At 50.9% G+C, this 22,155-nt stretch carries 10 protein-coding genes; 1 reads left to right on the forward strand and 9 read right to left on the reverse strand.

What is annotated here, in order from left to right:
* The coding region (locus KOM00_RS19045; RefSeq protein ID WP_216500603.1) for a tyrosine-type recombinase/integrase at positions 1-546 on the forward strand (546 nt) is incomplete at its 5' end.
* 266 nt (positions 547-812) lie between these two features.
* On the opposite strand, the gene KOM00_RS19050 is transcribed toward KOM00_RS19045, so the two are convergent.
* The 9 genes from KOM00_RS19050 to KOM00_RS19090 all read right to left on the reverse strand — a co-directional run bounded on the left by KOM00_RS19050 (position 813) and on the right by KOM00_RS19090 (position 22,138).
* Complete coding sequence (locus KOM00_RS19050) at positions 813-2,396, reverse strand: hypothetical protein (RefSeq protein WP_216500604.1); 1,584 nt, start codon at positions 2,394-2,396, stop codon at positions 813-815.
* A gap of 520 nt (positions 2,397-2,916) precedes the next feature.
* Positions 2,917-5,007, reverse strand: a complete 2,091-nt coding sequence (gene brxL, locus KOM00_RS19055; RefSeq protein ID WP_216500605.1) for a BREX system Lon protease-like protein BrxL — start codon at positions 5,005-5,007, stop codon at positions 2,917-2,919.
* 4 nt (positions 5,008-5,011) lie between these two features.
* The gene (locus KOM00_RS19060) at positions 5,012-7,537 is read right to left on the reverse strand and encodes a PglZ domain-containing protein (RefSeq protein WP_216500606.1); all 2,526 of its coding nucleotides are present in this window, start codon (positions 7,535-7,537) and stop codon (positions 5,012-5,014) included.
* A 167-nt stretch (positions 7,538-7,704) separates the two neighbouring features.
* A complete protein-coding gene (pglX, locus tag KOM00_RS19065) occupies positions 7,705-11,739 on the reverse strand; it encodes a BREX-1 system adenine-specific DNA-methyltransferase PglX (protein ID WP_216500607.1) in 4,035 nt (1,344 codons plus the stop codon).
* Positions 11,740-11,744: 5 nt separating this feature from the next.
* The gene (gene brxC, locus KOM00_RS19070) at positions 11,745-15,365 is read right to left on the reverse strand and encodes a BREX system P-loop protein BrxC (RefSeq protein WP_216500608.1); all 3,621 of its coding nucleotides are present in this window, start codon (positions 15,363-15,365) and stop codon (positions 11,745-11,747) included.
* A gap of 29 nt (positions 15,366-15,394) precedes the next feature.
* On the reverse strand, positions 15,395-15,970 hold the full coding sequence (locus tag KOM00_RS19075; RefSeq protein WP_216500609.1) for a BREX protein BrxB domain-containing protein: 576 nt from the start codon (positions 15,968-15,970) through the stop codon (positions 15,395-15,397).
* The gene (locus KOM00_RS19080) at positions 15,957-16,745 is read right to left on the reverse strand and encodes a BrxA family protein (protein ID WP_268899018.1); all 789 of its coding nucleotides are present in this window, start codon (positions 16,743-16,745) and stop codon (positions 15,957-15,959) included. Before KOM00_RS19080 ends, KOM00_RS19075 begins: the two co-directional genes overlap by 14 nt.
* Positions 16,742-17,242 (reverse strand): BrxE family protein, encoded by a 501-nt coding sequence (locus KOM00_RS19085; protein WP_216500611.1) that lies wholly within the window; start codon positions 17,240-17,242, stop codon positions 16,742-16,744. The genes KOM00_RS19080 and KOM00_RS19085 overlap by 4 nt, the downstream gene beginning before the upstream one ends.
* A 342-nt stretch (positions 17,243-17,584) precedes the next feature.
* Positions 17,585-22,138: a sacsin N-terminal ATP-binding-like domain-containing protein gene (locus KOM00_RS19090; protein WP_216500612.1), complete on the reverse strand. Its 4,554-nt coding sequence runs from the start codon at positions 22,136-22,138 to the stop codon at positions 17,585-17,587.
* Between the last annotated feature and the right edge of the window lie 17 nt (positions 22,139-22,155).

Consider the following 22,155-nt stretch of genomic DNA (forward strand, 5'->3'; position numbering starts at 1 on the left):
CCTTCCGAAATGGGAGGATTGAAGAAAGAGGACATCAACAGCGATTACATCAACGTCAAATGCTCCTTCGTTCTCGGCCAGGACAAGCAAACCCTGAAGACTGCATTCAGGAAGCGTCAAATCTTCATTACCAAGGCGCTGAGACAACGCCTCGACGTAATCCTGAACCGCTCCGAATCTCCTTACGTCTTCACTATGGAGAACGGCGCACGATTCAACAGCTCTCGGTTCTGCAAAGTATGGAAAAAGGCCGTTGACGCTGCCGGGATCACCTATGTCACTTCCTACTCGGCGCGACACTCCTTCGCAGCATGGAGCCTCCTGGTCGGGATCAACCCGCTAAGACTCGTCAAGCTAATGGGCCATGCTTCGAAACAGATGGTCTATGAGGTGTATGGGAATTACGTGGAAGGACTGGAAGAGGACGGGGAGAGAATCTTCGACTACCTGGGCCGCGACTTAGTGATACCCCAGAAAAGCAAATCCCCGATTCCGTTTGGGGACAGAACCGGGGACAGTTTCGAAAGGTTCACTCTAACTACCTGAACCTATTGTTGTTAAATGGAGCGGGAAACGGGATTCGAATCCACCCCACCCGTCCCGCCCCGGGACTCAGCCGATCCAGCAAACCGTATTGATTTTAACCACTTAAACTCAACCTTTCGGTCGTTTTTCGTTTGCAAACGTTCAGCCGGTGACAGCATCTACCAATGTTTTGGTCAAAGTTTAGTCAAAGATTTTCGAGAAGAAATATTTGATACAGGAAACACTTAGCGCGCTGTTTTTTTCAGGAGCGTCATCACCTGTTATGGTTACGGCATACGCAGGTCGGTGGGCTCCGCCTGATCCGATATGAGTGCTAGCGTTTTACGCGCCTCCTTCAGCATGCGCTGAGTGACTCTCTTTTGCAAGTGTACAAGCTGGCTTGCGGCCTCTGCTTCGAGAATAACGGGTTTTAGTAGTTCGTTCGCGGACTCGATGAATTCATCGCCTACCACATCTAATTGCCTGAAATATGATTCTCGAGCCTCATTGAACTGATCCCGAAGCACATTTTGGAATTCCTCCCTCTTATGCAGAATTTCCGTACCTTTTCTCCCGTCGCTGTCATAGAACCATTTGAATATCCCCGCGACAAGCATCGCCCCACCAACGTAAGGCGCAACAGGAATAATCAAAGGAAGAACAGCTGCCGTCCCGAGGCCATACACTGCAGCCCCGGATGCGATGGTAATTATCGTTCCAGTCGCCAATGTGGTGGTCGCGATGTTGTCACTGGTGTTCAACACCTGTGTCATGACTCGCATAGAGGGCATGAGCTTCGCAAAGTATGTATGGTGTTGGCGCTCAAGAATTGACGCGTTAACGATCTTCATATCCTGTCGAAAAAGTCGCAGGTCCTCTTTCATCAAAGACAGCCGCTTTTCGTGAGGCTGGACGAGACGATTGACGCGGCGCTCCAGCTCTTTTGCAAAGGTCGATTTGGCAATTTGTTTCCATGCGTCTGAAGCTTTCCAGTTATCTGTTTTCAGCCGGTTTGTCACTTCCAGTTCAAATTCGTTGCCGGCATCATGAATAACCTCTTCTAAGCTGTCGTTAAACATTTCCTTTTCCTGCTCGATGCGAGCAGCCACGAGCGCCAACCGCTGTGCAACCTGGCCATACAGCTCATCCGCCGTCTCAATGTATTTTTTTGCTACATGCTCAAGGGCTGCCGCGTCCAACATCCGCTGTTCAAACTGGCCCAACTGACGTGCCGTTTCCGCGCTCAACAACGATACCCGCGATTGGACGTCGCTCTGCTCAATCTTACCGTCAAGAAACCCAGAAACCATCCTAAATAATTCCGAATCACCAGTGAGGCGGAGACAGTTGTCAGTTGTGCTCAAAAATTTGGTGTCGCGCACCTTCCGAGCCGTTCTTGACAAGAGTGTCGAGAGCGATGTCCGGGATGCGCCATGATCCAGGTCGCTTATCTGGTGAGGAGTCAACTTGAGATTAATGGCCTTTGCCAGGTCTTGAGCAAGTGGCTTGCTTTTGTCACCCTGGAGCAGAAGGATCGGCAACGCAGTATCAAAAAGCACCTGGGGCAAATCCGGGAAGGCCTTAGCGGCATCTCCAAGCCTAGCAAAGGCAACTTTCGGATCGATACGGTTTTCAAGGTGGGTATAAACGATATGGGCGGACAAGGCCGGCCGCACGCTCTGGCCCGCTATCTGATTTAGTGCATCGTATTCTGCGAGGTTCACGGTCCCATCTGCAGTGGCTATAGCCGCGAGAGCGCGCAGGAGAGCTTCCTGTAAGCTGTTGCTGTTGTAAACATGGTTCTTAAGATTAGGCCGTGATGGAACCAATTCGTACTTTGTCCCTTGACTCTTGGTCTTTTTTCCGAACATTCGCCCTCCGCTCTCAGAATTAAAGAGTCAGTGTTTAAACTTCTTGGCCGTTACGACATCCCCCATGCAGTTTTGCTGATTGGAGAGGAGATTGGCTTTGCCGCCCTGCATCCTCCCTACTGGAAACGTACCCGGGACAAAGTGCAATCTTCTGTCTCGGTCGTGCGACCGCGTGCCTTAGGAATGGGCCCTCTCGTGTGTGTCAACCAACTCTATCGAAGACTCCATCCGTCACCGATTTCCTGGCGTCCTCAACCTAGTTCTCTTAACGTGCAGACTGGAGTCCACCTTCTAACCTGCTATCGCCATGCACCCAACAAGGGACACCGTAGCCAAATGTCGAACCTGCGCCCAAAACTCTCCGAGTCTCATCCCAGCCTACCCACCATGTCCCTTTGACCATTGTTTGTTTTGGGCGTCCGGATTATCCGATTACCCCTTCTTCTCGTTGCTGCTAACTGAAATAGAGAATGGTTTTCGGCTTATTCTGAATAAGTTTTTGGGAAACTTTAAAACTATGTCAACCTTTAAAAATATCTACCTTCGTCTCTAGGCATTTCCTCAGGCTTAAATCGTTGGATCCGATCTCAAACCAACTTCCGGGCTTCTGATAGAAATCCAGCCCACGACCGATTTTGATGACCCAGCCATTATCCAGGCGGATTTCACGGTCATGCAGGTTGGGGTTGAACTTCACCTCCAGCACAACGTCCATTTCCAGGAGACTCTGCTGCAGCTCTCCCAGTTTATCCTGGGTTTCATCCTGCTGAGCTTTGTTTTCGGAAGTCGTCACCAAGGTAATCTTTTTGACGGTTGGAGCCTTCAGAAGGGTCTCGCATAACCTTACGAGGTTCTGGATTTGGTGGATCACCCTGATATACGGATCCTCAATAACAACCTCTTTCACTCCCCTTAAATATTGCCCGATGATGGATTCATAACTATATCCAGTATCACCGTACAGGATGGTGAAATGCTGCTCCTTAAGGACTAATTCAGATGCCGGCGGCATTAGCGTTGTTTCTGGATTTACTGCATCTTCAGAAGGAGTTGTCCCGGAAAGGTTAGAAACGTCTTTGGCAGGCAGGTCTTTGATAATCGGCCCCTGCACCGCACCGGAGGCGTCAATGGCCCTGCGAGCCGGATGCTGGGTCGCAGGCGCGCTTTTCGATTCGGGACAGAAGACGACGATCTCTTCGCCCTTGCTGTTGATATACGAGAGATTGATCATCGCAAACTCGTCGTCGGTTTTTCGCTTGTTCATTTGCTCCTTGACGCGTCGACGGCACTCGACAGCATACGCCACATACTCTTCAAACTCCTCGTCGGATGGAAAATTAGACGGGTGCAGTATTTTCAGGAACGCACAGACTGTCTTTTTGATCCCTTTTTCATCGCGTCCTTCGATGGATTTCCCAAGCCGGATCCGCTTGGTAACCTCCTCATACCTGTTTGTGTGCTTGAAAATATAGTGAAAAGCTTCTGCGAGGTAATCGGTAATGAATCCATAACGACCGGTAAGAAATTCACTGCTGTTTTTCGGCATCTCCCACCCAGGAAGATAACAGGCAAACCGGTCCATCACAGCGAGGTCGAATCCCGGCGGCAAGGGTTGAAAGAGATCATAAACAGAGGAGTTGACAATTTGGTCGATGGAAAGGTCTATATTCCCGACAAAAGCGAGGCTGGCATCGGCAATGACTTCAACCCCCCGGGAGAAGCGACCGTTTGCCATGAAGTCCTTCATGATCTGGACAGTGTCAGGATCTTTGATTTTTATTCCACCGACTTCGTCAAATGCTACGGTATCCCAGAAGCCAACCAAGCCGACCTTGCCCCTGGCGTTATTGTAAAAAAGTGTTGATTTGGTCGCCTGGCCGCCACTGATCAGGGTTGAATACGGAGAAAACTCGCTGTAGAAATAGGATTTCCCTGTCCCGCGTGGTCCCAGTTCGATGAAATTGAAATTGGGCTCAACCAAGGAGGCCAAACGCGCAATGAAATGGAGCTTCACCCTCTTGCTGAGCTTTGCCGGCTCAAGCCCCACCGAGCGCAGAATGATATCCAACCACTCGTCGCGACTGAATTGGTTACGGCCCTCGCCGTAGCGGGTGTAGTCAAAGCGGCTTAGCTGGATCGGACGCAGGTCTTCCACATAAAACGCGTAGTCGTCATCTTCGATATCATTGTGGGCGATAACAACTTCTGCCCAGATGCCGCCCTCCAGAAGCCGGTCGTTATCCTTGTAATACTGCTGGCTGATTGCGATTCGCTGAGAATTGAAATTCTCAAGCGATGCCCAATGTCGCTTCTCTTTCTCTACGTAACGGACATGAACCTTATCGATGAAACGGTGCTTCCCCTTGGTGGCCACCCTTGATTGGGCCGCATTCGCCTCATCGGGGCGGACATAGTTGTCCTGGAGTGTTGAAAGCACGGCGTCCATGCCAGCATCTATTTCAGCCTGGTCATTACTGGCACAGTAGCGAGCCAGCAGAAATTCCAATACGAATGTCGGGACGTTAGTTCCCTTCTTGATCCGGTGCAATAGATCCTTACGGACAACCTTTCCGTCAAATATAGCGTTTAATTTCTGATCGAGAGTATCCATGTCGTCACACCGCATAGTCAGTTTCGAGTATCAAGTCGCTGTACGACTTGAGTGTTGAGGGATCAAGCGCTTTGACCGTGAACTTGCCCTCGAACCCATCAAGCATGCACAGCGTAATGGACTCCCGCTTGCCAGGTTTCAGGGTGATGGTTCGGGTTGCGGGGTTGACCGCACCTCCTGGCTTGGCTTCACCCACGACATTCCCCTTGACGTCCTGAGCTTCCAGTAATATTTCGAAATCAGAGTCCAGAGAGAAAAGCCCCTCGGCCAACGGGATAACTTCGACAACCGGTCGCAATGTCGTAATTCTCTTCGCGCCACCTTTATACGACAGCTCCACGCTGAATTGCCGTGCATTCTGCTTAGATGTGCTTTCCAGCTTCACCACCAGCACCGGAACAACTGCTTCAGCTAACGAGACACCCCCATGGAAATACAATAGCCCGCTCCGATAAGGGGCCATACTCCGAGGGGTAGCAAAACTTTTATAATCACCTCGAATGCCCGCTTTTTCGCATGGCAGAATAAGGCTGTTGCTGTCGCTGCCCCCTTGCCCCAGCATCGACCTGTAGTTGCTTACCGACCAACTTCCACCCGGCCTGGAACAGACATCTCCCGCTTCCGCCTGGGCATTGAGATAAAAACCGTGATCCGTGGCGATGACCACTTCATGAAATCCCTTATCGCGGAGCTTGTGTAAGGTAGCCCTGATCCGGCTGATGGTGTCGGGAATCAGCTTCAAGGTACTTTCCGGATTTGTCTCAAGAAAATCATCTATTTCCACGCTGCGGAGCACCAGCAAATCAACCGTAGAGGCGATATCGACTTTTTTGCTCCGGACGAAATCGTCAAGCCGCATCTCTGCAAATCGGTCACCAAGCCTGCTGCGAAGGAATCCCATGCGTTGAGAAACGGAACCGACTGGAGCCCCGTCAATCATCGGAACCAGGCTGTCACCTTCCTGGCAAAGGGCAAGCCCCACCGCAGCATTGGGTAGAAGACTCGCCATACCGACAATCGTCACGGTAGGAAGTTGAGCATACGCCGAATGCAGTTCCACTGGTCCGTCTTCCGAAAGCCGATTCTCCAAGGCAACGCCTAGTTCGTAGCGAAGAGCATCAACCATGAGATACGCTATCTTCCGCCCACGCTCCTGCAGTCGGGGAGCAATAAAACGATCAAACACTTCAGCGTTGCTCACACGCCCAGCAGGCGGCCATCCCTGGGTCTCCAGGTGCTTTATGAAAACCGTCTGTACCTTCTCACTCAGTTTTCTATAGCAAGATCGAGCGTAATGAACCACTTCCGATAGAGTGTCATCAAAGTCATGAAATGCGCTGATCACCTGCTCAAACTCACGCTGCTTGCGGTCAACATCACGCAAACTGCCGGCATAAAAATCCAGCAGCTCACTTTGTGAACGAACATGTTCCCCTAATTGCCGGTCGTAATCGCTGCAGACACCGACCAAACTGAGGGCCGCATCAACCAAGCCCCACTGGCTCTGGCTTTCGCCCTTCCCCAGCCAGACCGAGTTCTTTCTTCGCACAAGGATAGTGCGGACGCGATCCAAATCATCATTCATCAGAGAGGTAATGGCCTGCTTGAGAAGAGTCCTCTCCTCAAAAGGAAAGGTGTCCCGCTCTCCAAGATCCTCGATAGATGAGCAGGACGCAGGCAATTCCAAATCCCGCTCAATCTGCTCCGCCCGGTCAATATAGTACGACTGAGTGCGCAAATCGCTCCGCAACCGCTCGCAGATATATTCAACCATCGGTTCAGCAGCCTCGGCAGCACGGGGTACCGGCGCAAGGGATGCCGGCAACGCACCCGGCAGATCAAAGACAAACTCACTGAACAGGAGGAAACGCCAGACCTCTTCTGCAATGGCTGTCCATGACTTCGCACGAGTTTTCAATTCCAATCCCAAAGTTAACCGCAGAAAATCACGGGCTTCCTGGACCCAGGTGTCATCCCCCTTCAGAGAGTTCTCCTGGCTGCTGCTTGGTGCGAGCAGGGCAAAGAGAATATCGTTGGCTGAATCGACTTTCAAAAGAGCCCGCAGGTTCGGCCAGTTGACTCCGCCAGCGATGGCATCTATGACAGCGAACGAGGGGTTCGGGTTTTCTGTGAATACCCTTCGAATTTCTGTAGAATGGTCCGGCTTTGCTCGCAGACATATCTGCTCATACTCATCTCCTGCGCCGTCGGGAAATAATCCACCACACGCAGAGTAGAGGGCGAAAGGATCATGCTGTTTCTCCTCGTCAGTAATCGGCGCATGCACCGGGACATATACCAGCACACCTTCTTTTGTCGTGTTCGGGTTTCCGAATGACCGTAATTCGAGAAGCGCGGCACTCCGGCTTACCAATCCGCTTTCAGTGGCGTCAATTACCGTGAGTGTCTCTTTTGCCATTTCGAGACAAATGTCCCGATAGCGCAGATCAGGATCGTAGACAACCAGACACCCCTTCTGCCGCAAACGGGGAAGGAAAATATATGACTTGAGGAACTCACTAATACTCATAAGCTCGCCTCGATGGCTTCTGGTTGACCCTGATTCGCTGTTCTCTCATCCCTTCTCCATTGGAGTTATCGCTCATATTATAATGTCCGGTGTCCGCTTTTAAATTGCTCCGGCACCCTCCCGCAGTGATGTCAAGAATATCATAACAACCTATCCAGCCCCTCTGATTACAAATCACTCTCCTCATCTTCAATTACTGTCGCCTTCTTGCTCCGCTTTTTACTGGCTGAGGCGGGCGGTTCCACATACAGATCTTCAAGGTCATGGGCAATGGCGAGGGACTTGTCGGTCACGCACTTCTTCTTAACCCGGTCAGGCCAAATGCTATAGGCTAAATGTGCCCAGTCGTATTCCCCATTTTCCAGCTTTTCCCAGGTTTCCTTGAGGGTCTTCTTCCACTTGGGAAGCTGGAACAGCTTCCAGAGCGGCGCTGCGGTGATCTGCACACCGTCATTCTGGTTTGGCTTCCAGGGAAGTCTGGCGAGGCGGAGGAGCTCATCGCGGAATTCCTGCAATTCCATCTCAAGGTCCTGCAGCTTCTCCAGTCGCTTCTCCTCATCACGGCTGCGGCCGCTCCCTTTTTGCCGTACGCTGGCAAGCTCGGCGGCAACATCGGCAAGTTTCGGCTCGACGAATTCATTGACGCAGATATAGAGGGTTTGGTCGTTAAGGCGGTGATAGTAGAGCCAAAGTGTATAGGATCCGGATGGTGTGGAGAGAGGCCAATAGATCGGTGCTTGGCGGCGGCTTTTTGAGTAGCGCTTCAGGTGATCGGCAAAGAAGCCTGATGGTTTGGAAAAGTAATCACGAAGTGAGCGGACACCTAGGATTTCGCATGCCTCGTGTTCAATATCACCGGCCGTCTCTTTCCAGATGACCTCGATGGCTTCCCGAATGCGATTAGCGATATCCTCCATGTATCCTTCGTCATCCACCAAGATACCTGGCCAGGAAATACGAAGTGGGTAATCTACAGGTACATCCTGCGGCTCGGCAGGAAGACCTTGAGTGTTTTGAAGCATTCCAGAAGATACTGAAGGGAGTGATTCGAATGGATCAGGTTGCATGGGAAGGGATTTGATATCCGTTGCTAATAAAATATTCCATCGGCCAAAAATTGCGCCACAAACATAGGATAAAATGCGCTCTGCAGCACCGATTATTGTCTCTAATTCATCACCGATGGAGATATCATGATCTGAAGTATGAACATTTTCGCTATTGTAGTCTATGTTTCCAAAATTATATAAATTTGAAATGGCTATAGTAGCGATTTTTGACTTATTCCTTATATTCAGATTTGATTCATCGATTTCTAGCCTTAACAATTCACTACCGTTCTTAATACTTTCTCTAAATGCATGATGTATATGTGCGGTATAATAAATACATTCTTCATTATTTGAGTATAAATTAAGCTTTGCCTTAGTAGCTGTTATGCTAAAATCACATACTTTTTCCAGTGTTTCACAGTCGGGCTCGATCCAAGGTATTGACTTAACAATGCTTGGCATATATTGGTTAAAATTTGATTGCTGCTGAACAAATACACGAATAGGTTCTGAATTAAGCAATCCTGCAAGGTAATAGAGTGAAACATTTCCTGTAGCCTGTATAACAGGCCCTTTTATAGAAAATACAGATCCTGCAGGAAAGTGCCTAACGTTGAATCCCCTTGCACTTCTAATTGTATAGATCAATCCTGGAATATAGTAGCGGCTATAAGATTGCCGACTTTGTGCAATCTGTCCATTTGCGTTTTCGTTTACAGCAGCTAACTCTTTGCCGTTATCTGCTCTTTTTATGACAAGATGAATATTATCAAAAAATGTTTCATATTCACCACCTTTGCTAAAAAATTCCCAGCGCTTTTGTTGGCCTATAGAGGTTGGATGTACTTCCCACCAGCATCGCAAAAAACGAAAATTGTCAAATGTGTTAAGACCTGCTCTTACTATAGCTACATCTGGTTCAAGGACTTTTTTTGAGTCAACAGTAAAGCCATCTGACTTGTACAGAAATTGATGTTTGGCAAATGACGGTATTTTGGACTTCAATAAAAAATATGTCCGTTTATTATTCAAATCCAAATTATTACTATCAGTACAAGCCAGCAAATTATTGCACTTGCCTAATGCATCTTGAAGGTCAAAAAATTGAATGTATTTATTGTTAAAATCAGTAAAAACACTAGCCGCTACTTCTACCATAGCATTATCAAGCACATTCGATCCAAGATCTGCTATTATTGCACTATAACTAACTATTTTGTCGCGAAATTCTTGTAGAGTAACGGCATTCAAGAAAGAACGGGATGTTATTGCACCAATGATTCCTTTTGGACAATAAACTACTGCCTGTTCGATAAACGCGCAGTACATATCGATAAAACTAGCTGGGAACTCTTTTTTTAAAGCCTCAAAAGTTCGGTCTGTAGCCCTTCCAAACGGAGGGTTCATTAGGACAATATCATAGCGTTTTCTACAAACATCAATAAAAGCAAAGCCTCTCGCCGCATCCTCTGCAAACATTCTCCGTTGATACCCATGCTCCCCGGCTACCTCGGCATACTCCTGCAGCGCCCAATAAAGCTTTTCCTCTGCTCCATCCCAAAATCGCTCATCTGTGATGCCAGTAAAATCCAGCGGCAAGTCCACCTGCTCTGGCTTTGCGGGTGCTTCGCCAAACAACCCCATCTGTGTCAGCTTTGGCCCTGCCTTCCACTGCCTTTTGGCCTCAGCGATGATGTCGCGAATCTCTTCGTCAATCTTCAGAAGCGATCCAGCTTCGCCGGCAAGCTGCATCTTGTCAAAGACCTGCTCCACCAGATAGCCGAGGGCCGGCACCTCCAGGCTGGCAGTGAATTCCCTGAGCAGTTCCTTTTCCCCGGGCATCGGTTCGGCACAGACGATATTAGAGCGGGAAATTCGAGGACGGGCTGCTGGCTTAACCCCCTGGTTGTGCCAACTGCGTTGAGCGCGGAGCCAGAGAGACAGACCGGCGATCTGCGCGGCACGGGGATCGATATCGATGCCATGGATATTGTGCTCGATGATCAGGCGTGGAACATCCTGGAGAAACGATTCCTTGTCCTGATAAGACTCAGTAATCGGTTTAAGGCCATTCTCGCGCACAAAAGCCCCAGTTCCCAACCCAACTTCCCATCCCCATGCTTCAGCGTATATCTGTTCGTACAGGTCGAAGGCATACAGACCGAAATGCATGGAGCCGCAGGCCGGGTCAAGCATCCGCAGAGTGCGTGGGTCTTTCAGAGGACGGAACTGGATATGAGCCGGCTGTTTGAGTAGCTCTTCCTGGGACAGGTTTTGATCGCCGCCAGGCTGTTCGGGTGCCTTTTCACCGGCTTTGAGGAAAATCTCGGTAGGTCGCCGAACCAGATACCGGCATGACTCCTTCAGATCGGTTTTCCCTTGGGTCATCTCATACCAGATTCGCCCAAGGGTATTGTCGGTGAGAAACTCCACCACATAACGTGGCGTAAAGAACTGATTGCGGACGGCCAGTTCGCGGCTATTGCGGGGGGCTGCCGACTCGTCTCGCATTTTCTTCCGCTCTTCCTTGGAGTTGAAATATTGGTACACCCAGCCGATGGTTTCATCCTCGGCCCACAGGTGCGCCAACTCCTGGTCATTAAGCAGATTTAGAAGCTCCAGTAGAGCGGCTTCACGTGGGAAAAGACGCCCCTGGGGGGAGAAGCGGTCAAAGAGGACTTTCAGATCAAGAGCAAATTCATCGAAGATACTGAACACATAACAACGGTAAGTATCCCCGGTCTCACCCAGGCCCGGTCCGGCCAGTCGTTCGTACAGTTGGAACCCTTTGGACTGGTAGCCGTTGCCGACTGACTCGATCAGTATGCCCCGGGATTCGGCCATCCGTAATGCTGCCAGTCGGTTAAGGACAGTAAACGCCTGTTCACGGACGATCCGATCCAGCGCTTCCTTATTGCCGCCCGACGGGCTGGAGGCCATATAGTGGGCCAAGGTCTCACGCAGGATACGGGCGGTCTCCCGGCGGGAATCATCCAGATCTCCCAAGTTTTCCAAAGGAGTTACAGCTCCGGAATGGGGATCGAGGCCGTAGTCGTTCTGCAACTGGCGGGTAAACTCTTCGCTCAACAGCCCACGGGCATCACTGACGAATTTCTGCAGGCGGTTTCTGGTGGATTGATCAAAGGCCATGGCGGCTAGTTTCCTTTAAGGGTGATGGTGACCTCGATCTCCTGATAGAGCGGCATCTGCTCCTGCAGTTCTTTGAGCTGGCGGATCAGGTCGTTTAGCTGGTCGGTAGTTGTGACCATGGCAGGAAAATCAAGAGCCTTCTGAAGCTTGGTGGCCCCCTTCGGTTTTTCGCCTTCCAGGCGTTTCAGTTTCCGCTCCTGCCCTTCGCGCTGAATCCGCTCCCTCAGGCTCCCTACGGTGGTGGAGATTTCATAATCGCGACTCAGCAGCTGTTTGAGGCCGGCCATATCCAATGTTGCTGCCAGCGCCATATTCTCGATCTGGGCAATGACATTCTGCTGTTCTTCCTGAGTAAATTCTGACCATTCCGGCAGGCGCTGCAAATCTTCAACCCCACTGCGAATTCGTTCTTGCTGGGTGGTTGCCATCTGGCTGGCAGTATCGGCAACCCGGGAGCGGATGCCTGTCAGCGTTGTGGCAAGGTCAGCCGCATGTTTATGAAAATCATCCCGCCCCAGTCGTTGGCTGATCTGCTCTAGTTCATCCTTCAGGTCGTTGCGAAGTTCGCCGGGGATGCCATTGGCCGGCAGAGTGCGGATTTCGCGGCTATGATACTGGAGGTCACGGACCGTGTCTTCAAGCCCTTGCTCCAGAATCCGTTTCACTTCTCCTGCCCATTTAAGGTTGTCGAAAAGCACCGATTCCTCCCCCCCCAATCTTTGCGGAGCATCGGAAGCATCGGTGAAGATGAGGTCGGCGATATCCTTGGTGATGCTGCGCAGGCGGTCAGCGCCGGCAACACCCAGGGCGCTGAGTTTCTCGGCCAAAGGGGCATAGTCGCTCTGGAAACGGGGGAAGTGCTTGACGGCAGCCTTGCTGATCTCCTGCTCCAGCGGGATGATCGGCTCACCCAGCAGTTCGGCCAGGCGTTCGGCAGCCCTGGCCAGCATCTCGATCGGTGGCCGCTCATCACGCAGCGAAACACCGATCGGTTTGAAGCTGTTGTTGGTTTTGAGCGCTTCTATGGCGTGTTGGCCGGCTGCGGTAACCTCCCGACCTGAAACCTTGAGCTTGATTTCGCCGGCCACCAGCATGGCGGCGCAGACGTAGCGCAAGGTGTCCTGTGACCAGCCGAACGGCGCTTCGCTGAACCTATCCAGCAGCCGTCTCCCTTCGACAGAGCCGTTATGGTTGATGTAGTCGCGAATGCTGATCAGAGCCTTGTGCGAGGTGTTGATGGTCAGTGAACCTGCCACCGTCTGCACCAGGCCGAGCGGGTCAATCTGAGCAGTCACGCTGTTGAGGTTGGTACCGGCGGCCCGCAGGAATTTCTCGGCAATGGTTGTCTCTACCCGGACCGGAGCTTCGCCGTAGCGATCGAACACTTGTCCCGCAACATCCGCCATCATTTTTTTGGCAGCTTCAAGCACATCCTGGTCGAGACTGGACACGGCCGTTGCCTGGCCCCGGAATACAAACGAGCCAGGAGCAAGATTCCTCTTCACCTGCTGTTGCAGTTGCTGACTCAAGGTTGCAGCACGGTCAACCTGGCTGGCGCAGTAGTCTTTTACCTCCTGATCAGGATCGGTGCGATGGAGTTCCACGATCCGTTGGCAGCGATAAATCTCTGTAACCAGCGCATCGGTATCATGGCTCGTTCTGCCAAGCAGGAAGATGCTGTTTTGTCCCGGGCGTAGCCGAGATTCTTCCAGGAGCCTGGTGCTGGCAGTATCGAAATCAGCAGTATCGACCATCTCAACCAGGGTCTGTATGGTTTCCCGCTCTCCGGCGAGGCTCGACTCCAGTGAACCACTGCGCACCTTCAACCCCGAGGTGGCCGCCAGAGTGGTCATGACCCGGGCCGAAGGGAGAGGATTGAAGGTTTCCCGTAATGCTTCGTTGAAGATGCGGCGCGCTTCTATCGATCGGATCGGGATATTCCCCCGTTCCTGTTCGATGTCCCGCAGTTTCTCGCTCAAAAAACAAAGATGACCGTCTTTGCTCCCCAAGGGGACAATCGGGTCATTCAGCAGTTCATCTACAGCTTTCCGCACCTCTTCCGCCCGGGAGGAGGCATTGACAGCAGGATGAATCAGGCTGGTTAGGTTCTGCAGGGTGACCGGCATGTTGCCCAGAATCTGGAGGATTGCTACCGATTTTGCGATGTCCTGATGCAGCGGAGAGTCGGGAAAGCGGATGAATGCCTTTTGCGCGGCCTGCTGAATTGAGGGAAAGGCCCGGCGAATATCCTTGTCGAGGGCGTCGTACAAGGTAACTGTCGTCGCCAGCCAACCGACCGGTTGATCGGCAACCGGATTCTTGCCGTCTCCGCCTTCTACAAGGATATCTTGGATAACCTTGATGGCCGAACGCAGGCCGATGCCACCGGTGGATTTAGCAAGTGCACCAAGGAGATGCAGCAGGATGTCGAAATGGGCGGGAAGGAATGGGTAGAGGTTGATAAAGGTCTCTTTGCTGAAGTCGGCGTCGTAGTATTTAGCGTCCTGCAGCTTGGTGTTGTGGCGGAGCGCCTGGCCATGGGTGTCAAAAAGTTTACCCAGCTCATCGGCCCCGGCAGGCGATTTGCCGAGAAGACGGCGATAACAGATTTCTCGGATATCGCTAGATTCCAGATCGACCTGGATCGGGAAGCGGTCTTTGAGCTTGAAGAGTTGCGGCGAGTTGAGCGATGCACGGGGATCGTCCTCGGTAAGGGTCTGCTGTGCCGTGGCAATGATCCAGACCTTTCCGTCGCCAATACGCTTAAGGTTCTTTGCCAGGCCATCAAGATTGAGGATTAGGTTGTCCCGTGACGCCACATACTGGCCTACTTCGTCAACGATAAAAAGAACATGCTCTTTGCCGCTCTTCAGTCGAACGATATCCAGCATCTCTTTGACCCGCTGATCCTCGAACTGGAAAAAACCGTCGGTACTGGACGTGAAAGAGCTGGCAGAGGGGAAGAGCGCCGGATACATCTCGTGGGCTATTTGGGGGATGAGACCATCAACGGCAAGCGGGTCGTTTTGCAGATCTTTCCACGGCACTCCCGGCAACATCGCTGCAAGCTTGCCGATGAATTCATCCCCGCGGCCGTCGGATTCGATTCTGCGCTCCAGGGCGGCAACTTTCAGATTGCGGGAATAACCTGCCCACTGAAGCACCTTGTAATAGAGAACTGTCGAGACATCTTCCATGGTAGCGCCGGCGAGCATCTCGCTGGCAAGATCCAGCAATACAACGGCAGCCGGAAAGCGTTTGGATACCGATGTTAATAATGCCTTCACTTCCACGTTGTGCAGGCGGTCCTGGAGGTGCCTGATGAACGGGATACCGTCGATGATGGTAGCTCCGTCGAAAGACAACCCTAGGTACTTCGTAAAGGAACTTTTACCTGAGCCATAAAAGCCGGAAACCCAGACCCCGATCTCATTCTCTCCCCCGGCTTCCATGGCATGCTGCATTTTGTCGAGCAGCTTGCGGAACTGGGCTTCGATACTGTCAGTTACGACATACTCACTGATTTCAGATTTCAGGCGGTGCTCTTGCGATGCCCCGTAAGTAATGACTTTTTCGATGGTGCGGTGAATATTCTTACTTGGGTCGAACAGTGTGCGAATGGCCATGTCAGATTCCCCCAGAGGTAATGTTCATTTCAGCCGCCAACGTGGACGGAACGATAGTTCCCATCTTCCGGGTAGAACCCCAGGAACTTAAGACGGGTTTTGCCGGTACGGGTGCCAGGGTACAAAAAGACGGTCGGCACCTGAAATTTCCCCTGGAGATTGCTCTCAATTGCGCCAATGCGCATGTAGGGGTGCAGCGCTTCCAGGTCGGTCACCAGAAGCAGCCCGTTCTTGTTCCCTTCCATTGCCGAGAGCGCCTCTTCAAGCCGCTGCTGCAAAGCACCATTGGATATCAGGGCGTTGGCAAGCGACTGATTGGTCTTTGCCCAGTCATGGGGCGCCTTTTTGTCGGCAATGGCCCATAGCGGTCTGCGCGGATCGGAAGCCAAAATTTTTTCGATTTCTTCAGCAATAGAGAAGACCGCAACGTCCCAGCCTTCATTGTGGAGCTTTGCGACCCAAGCGGGTGTGTTCCGTTTCACCTCGACAATGTCAGAGGGATCGAAAATTAAATAATAGATCGGCTCGAAGCTGGCATGGCCCAATTCCCGGCCATGGCGAATTCGCTCCCTTAACTCATCGAAATCAGCCTTAAGCGAGGACATCGCACAGTTCCTCCATGGTCTTATGTTTCCAACTGATTCTGGTTACATCCCCTGCAGACTGCAGGATAAAATACCCTTTAAGCGCAAGGCGTTTGAACTCTTCCCGGACGTCATCAGCTTCAAGTCCGTATATCTGCCAGTCTTGGTGACTTAAGACAGCATTATCACCCATACCTGAGAAATGAAGTTCATGGGCCAAATAACAAGCCATGGGCAGAGATATCCGAAATGGGAGAATGCGACGAATCGTTTTCTGACCTCTTTCCAGGAGTCCATAGTCTGCACAACAACCTGTAAGATATCCCGCAACATTCTTGATCGTTTTCTCCGCCCAATGCTTTTGAACCTTGCCGTCAGCTATCGCTCGCCTTATGAAGCTCTCCGCATCAAGATTACTGATTTCAGTGTACCCGCTTCCATATCTCTCCCAATAGATCTGTCGAATGAAGTCATTCAGAATGGGGTTTGCACGACACGTGAAGAGCAGATAAAACTGAATGAGCTCGTTAGTCAGCAGGCGATTTTTAAGAATCTTCAAGTGGGTCGCTGGAATACCATCTCTAACCAAATAGCGAGGAGCAAAGCACCCATTCACTATATTCAATAACCGTCGAGCAGTGATTGACGGGAACCGGCCAGACAACAAAGCAGCCCCATGCAATGCAGAAGGACTCATCCCATGTTCCCAGAGGTCAAGCAAACTGCGGGTTTCTTCCAAAAGGCCAAGACCTGTCGAGAGCTGGATATTATACGCAGTTTCGTTTTTTTGGGTCATGAGACAAAGTAGGGATATGAGTATATGCCTTCGCTAAAAGCTGCGGCATAGCAACAGGAAATACTGCGAATTGCACCGGCAGTCATGATCTCCTGTGCATTGCCAAGTTTTACCGGGCCTTCGCTTGGGGGCGCATCTCCACCTGATATCTTTTCTAGTGCTGCCAAGGCAGAGTCTTTGTTTGCAAAAGACTCCAGCGGCAATGAATATCCACCATCACTGATGAGGGAATGTAAGTCATGCTCATATGCTTCGGGGAGACGAAAGAGGTGAAAAACGCTCCCTAACCCGATTCGCTCATCATGTAGCCGCCGAGCAGCCTCAAGGATCCCATGATATTGGGAGAGGAGAGTTGTTCTGGGGAACACTGGGGAAAGGAATAGACTCGAGGATGGTCCAATAAAGCTCGTTGGCCACCAATTATATTGGGATTTCTCACCGAGGAAGCCCACCAGCATCCTTACGGACAGAAGGTCTGGCACTGCACTATTTTTCAAGGGTCCTCCTGGCTACTAGGTTTAGGGGATGGCTATTGCAATGCGATATTGGTCATAATCCGCATCAGATAAAAACTCGTAATTACTAACAAAAATCGCTTGGAATTGCCATAGAAAAATCTTAACAATCTGCAGGGCACCTGAAGGTCAAGCGTCCTTGCAGGACGTGCATGCGTTTATGCGTTTATGCATTTCTTGTGTTCGCTGAGTTAGGAATCGGGTGAACTGACGCCCCCTCGTCCTCATAGATATCGCCTCGAACCAGCGGGGTCGCCCCCTCCGCTATCACACTGCAGAGCGTGGATCCGGCAAATCTATACACCAAGCTACAGATCGACCAGTTCAAATTCCGGCAGCCGGTTGAGATAACGTTTCATCGGGGATTATGCCTGGTCCTCCCTTGATGTTGAAGATATCCGCAGGGTCTGCCTGCAACCGGGTGTCGATTTCGAATTCGCCGTATTCTGTCAAAACTTCGAAAGGATTTTTCAGTATGAAAGATTCCCACTCATACTCAGGCTGTCCATTATCGAGTAGTCCAATCAAGTAGAACTTATCTTTCGCCTTCCCTGCCTCAATCAGCTCCTTGTTGGTCACTGAAATGTATCCGTTTTTGGCAAAGGTCTTGACCTCGACCATTACTTCAACGTCATCTTTCAAGCATAGAAAGTCAAATCCGCACCGATCAAGCCTGGTGTCTTTCTTAAGGACGAATCCTTCCCAACCTCCGTCTTCAACCATGCGGCGCTTCAGCTCAATTTCTCCCCTTAGCCCGCGCTGTTGTTGTTCCTGACTCACTTTATGTTCGGTGTTAGCAGCCGGTGCTCCTTGTTTATTAGAGCCTCCGTCCGACAGGCCGCTCCCCAAGACCTGATTCATTAGGTGACCGATTTTCTCTGCTGTTCCATTTTGATGTTTATTTTTAATACTTTCTGCGGCTGCATTGGAATCGATATTTGACTTGGCTTCGGGAATTATGACCTTTGCTTTCGGTGCTGGAGGAAGGGCCACAGCCTGCTCAGGCACGTAATCGCCAGACAGAAGCCCATTGACGGTATCCTGACTTTCCGCAGGGATTCCCAATTGGAGATGGAGATAATCCTGCATCGGCTTTAAATCTCCTTTGTTTCGACATTGCTGGAAACGAGAGGCTATCCTTGGGAAAAACCCGAGTGCTTCATCAGTAACCCTATCCATGAACACCTGAACCAGAACTTCACCCAAGGCATCCGCGTCTAAATCCTGGAAGGAGAGGTTCTCGCCACCCTCTACGATGAGACTGTAATGGTATTCTTCAGCAGCACCTGAAAGTTGCACCACCGACTTTTCAAGGTAATAATTCCGATAAGGTATAACACCGCCCAAGGATGGGTCACTCTTGAGGGTTACCGACACGGCCAAAACTTCTGAGGCTAGTACCTCAAATCTTTCATTCAGTCTGCGGATAAATCTATCAACGTCTTTTTCGCTTTTGTCGTAGTTTACTGCCAGGAGATAAGGAGCAAGATCGTTTACTATGATTTCCCGCAACCCCGGGGCCGGTCTGCAGGAGGCACGATCGACGAGTTCTTCAATAACGGTTTCTCCTGCGATCAGTGGGGTGACCGACAGCTTTTCGAAAAGATCCTTGTGTGGCCTGTCCACATCGATTAGTGGTAGTATCCCTACAAAAGCCTGTTCAGTCGCAGAACCGGGCTTGGCGTAATATACTCTCCCACACGCAAAGGAAGTGCCAGTGTTTGATTTGACAGCAACCTTCAGTTGGTCGGGCACTTGATAGCTGGCATCACTCTGGTTTAATCTGCGGTAGATCTCCTGGATGGCACCCCTGAGCAACCGCCAGAGCCCTTTCTCCGCAACGACCTCCCGCCCCCAATCCGAATCGAGCTTCTCGCCGATTTCCGCCAGTGCCTTGACGAGCGTTTCGGGGGCAACACTATCGACATTATAGAGAGCTTTGATCCCAAACTGCTCTAGTTTCGCCATTTCTGAGTAGGTGGAGGCGATTACATATGGAAATATGGCATCGCCGAGTTCCATACTTGTCTTGCCTTTGGAGATCAGCCTCGTCTCCGGAAACCGTGCGAAGCATTGGGAGGTGACCCGCGGCCCGGTGGACGAAGGGAGCCAGGGAACTGTGTCCATTTGCATCTTGATGTAATCCAATAAGGGAAAATCGTGGCTCGCTTTCTGTGCGGAAACGCCGCAATAGCCCTTGTCGGGCGCAGTAGTTACATGTGCATCCAGACCATCGACCAGTGATCTGAGACGACTGCTCCATGTCTCGTCGTCGGCCTCATATTCGCGGGCAGCCGTACGGCAGCACGACGTAAAACTCTCCAACAAGGTGAGTTGATGCAAGCTTTTAGCACCTGAGTGTGCCGAACAAATGTTGGAATGTTGTACATAGCTGTCCCAGAGCCCGTCCAACTTCAAGGTGGAAATAACGGCCAGGTTTTCGTCCTTTTGGCGATCTCCACAAAACGCTACCCGCCCAAACTTGGTCAACCCATTTGGAGCAAGGGGTATAGCCTCCTCGGTCACCCCCTTCGAATATCTTAGGTGCTTGGGAAGAGACGAGACACCCAGCTTTTCGAAGAAAGGTACCCAATTGGGCACGTTTTGACCTGATACACTCTCGAGTACCTCGAGAAAATCCTTTGCCACGCGCCTTACCCCCTCTACACCGTCGAGACAGGGGTTCTTTCCGGCAAAGCCCTCAGGCCAGTAGATAAGAAAGGCAGGAACCATCAGGTGCGAGGGAATAGGCTGATCTTTCTGCGGAATCGACATCGGCAGCGGCAGTCTCCCAACGACTTTCCAGTAGTCGTCTGAGGTGAATTCCCTGCGCGCTATATCGCTTATTTCCTTAAGAAAGGCCCATAGTTTAGCAAGGTGAGTAGCTGTAACAGGCAGGCTGCCGTCAAACAAGCTGTCGACAATGCTCCGAATCGCCCTCGGAATCAGATCATTAGCCTCGAACTTGGCGATGTTCAACCGGTCCGTGACCCACCTTTCCGTTGACTCGCGGCCTTCGGTAATTTTCTTAGACAAATCCATGTCCAGAAAAATTAGGACCTCTGAAAGACACTCGGGGACTTGTATGTTTTTTGCTGCCGTCGATGGGGGAAAGCATAAGACTGCCCCCGAGTCCCGCTGGACCTCCACGATGCCGCCGCTGTTGGCTTGGACCAGTTTTCTACCGAGAAATGAATCACTGGTGACTGCCGAAAAAGCTCCATGATTGGCGATGTAATCAAAAAGCCCGTACCACCAGGAAGGCGACTTTTGCGCATCAGGGACCAACTCTATCAAGTCCAAAAGTAATTTGGGTGCCATCTCAACTAGGCCGGCAAGCCGAAGGAATTTCCTAGTCTCAGCAGTGTCAACGAATGAGGACACGAAAAACCTTTGCGGGACTGCTTCTGGCAAATACGGGGTGAACAGGTCCTCCAGAAAAGCACCGCAATCCTCTGCGGGAGCCAGAAGTGCCTCCTCGGGCAAGGCCTTACCGGCAACATGGGGGATATACGCGGAGCGTCTTTTCTTGAGGGCCTCGGACAACTTATTGGTAAAGATCGCGGTGCTTCCACCGCTTGCCCCGGTTGGTGCCAGGGCGGAAAATACGTTCTTCGGGGAAAAATTCTTCAGAAGGTCAGTGAGGAAGTCCCCAGCAGCTTTCTGTGCGGCAAATCCAAGCAACCATTCATTGTACTTGCCATCCATTAGTCTTTTGCGGTCCGGGGTGACGTAAAAGTCCCCGTGAACCACAAAGCCAAAGCCAGTGTCCTCTTCCGTCGGGAAGTAAACATGGAACTTCGAATTGGAAGACGCTACTGGTTGACCGTTATCAACAAGGACGGACAACGTAACCGTCGCCTCCTTCATTACTTTGACTGCTTGGGGAGTCCCCGGAGCTAAGGCAACTTCCGTAGGTATGGGAGAGTTGAACCTGAGTTGATGAAAAAATGCGTCCGTGACCCGCCCCTCGTTTTGGCATTTGATAGCAAGATTGCCGACGACACAGGATTCAGGTTTTTTCTTGCATATTGATACCAGTTTAGCCTTATCTTCACATAGGGATACGGATAAGATGTTGCGCAGAAACGGAATCAACATGCTGACATCCGAAACTAAGAATCTTACTAATTCATGTTGCTCCTTTGATCCTGAAACAACTGGCATAGGGCCAAGTTCCTCTAAAACCCTTCTTTCTATTTCATCAGTTGCCGGGAACCAGAACATTGTAGTGAAATTTTCGCCATAATCACCCCTGATTATGCGATCGTAAATTACGGATCCAGCGCCGAGATTATTTTTTTTTGCCAGGCCGGGAATAAACATTATAGGACATATATTTTGCTGGGATTTTTTCCACTTTTCGTAATCTTCCCTGCATTCGGGTTTGCGCTTAAGAGTTTCCATTATGTGCCCCTGGTTCAGGCCCCAAGAAAACTTGACCGCAAAAAAACCTTTTGGATCAACCCTCACCAGATAGGGCGATGGTGTTATATCGAGAACAGACCTGAATCCCAAACCCTTGTGGCCAATACATTCATTTGGATCCTTATCGCTCCAACCGTCAGCAAGACTTATGAAGTTGTCGCCGGTGAACCATTTGCCGTCGTGAACGAAAGCCATCCCCTCCTTGCACAGAATGTACGCCGCGTGCTTTGCTCCTGCGTCGTCGGCATTTTGCAAGAGTTCGTAGGGGGCTCTTCCACGATAAGACTCACGCAGGTTCCGCTCGTTAACTGCCTTTTCACGAAAACGCTTCAAAGCGTCCTTCGTATGTCCAGGAGAATATTCCTCTTCTTTGATCTTTTCGAACAGTGGTAGGTCCAGAAGTTGGAACTGCTTTTGAAGAGATTTCAAGTTATCCGCAAAATTGTTCATACCAAATTCTCCGTCGA

This window comes from Geomonas diazotrophica, assembly GCF_018919385.1.
Taxonomy (GTDB): domain Bacteria; phylum Desulfobacterota; class Desulfuromonadia; order Geobacterales; family Geobacteraceae; genus Geomonas; species Geomonas diazotrophica.